Annotated in this window: 1 protein-coding gene; it reads left to right on the top strand. The window is 50.4% G+C overall.

What is annotated here, in order from left to right:
• Positions 1-641 (top strand): IS3 family transposase (locus V5T82_RS18090; protein WP_332897077.1); only part of this gene is annotated, 641 nt, incomplete at its 5' end.
• Between the last annotated feature and the right edge of the window lie 39 nt (positions 642-680).

Below are 680 nucleotides of genomic sequence, written 5' to 3'. Positions count from 1 at the left end.
TGTGCTTTCTGTATCTGCGCAACGTGAAGGGCTTTGGCTGGAACCACAAGCGCGTTTACAGGATTTATAAGGAACTTGAGCTGAACCTTCGCATTCAACCAAAGAAACGGCTGTACCGGGAGAAGCCGGAACCTTTGGCGGTACCCGACACCATCAACGACATTTGGTCGATGGATTTTATGCACGACCAGCTCGGGTGTGGCCGTAGCTTCCGCGCTTTTAACGTGATTGATGATTACAATCGTGAAGGTCTGGGTATTGAGGTCGACTTTTCTTTGCCCGCTGCCCGGGTGATCCGCGCCCTTGACCGGATCATAGAATGGCGAGGAAAACCCGCGGCTATTCGTTCAGACAACGGCCCCGAATACATTGGTCATAAGTTGGCCGAATGGTCTGAAAAACATAAGATCACGCTGCTGTTTATCCAGCCCGGAAATCCACAGCAAAATGCCTATGTCGAGCGGTTCAATCGAACGGTTCGCTATGACTGGCTAAACCAATATATCTTTGAAACCATCGAAGAGGTGCAAGAAGCCGCCACAGCTTGGTTGTGGACATACAACAACGACCGGCCCAACATGGCCATCGGCGGCATCACGCCAATACAGAAACTGGCTTTGGTGATGCCCAAGGCTGCATAATTATTCTACTGATTGAGGCCCCTAATAATGGGGGTATTA

Origin of the sequence: Magnetovibrio sp. PR-2 (genome assembly GCF_036689815.1) — a bacterium.
In the GTDB taxonomy this organism is placed as follows: domain Bacteria; phylum Pseudomonadota; class Alphaproteobacteria; order Rhodospirillales; family Magnetovibrionaceae; genus Magnetovibrio.
This window is presented reverse-complemented; position numbering and strand designations above follow the sequence as displayed.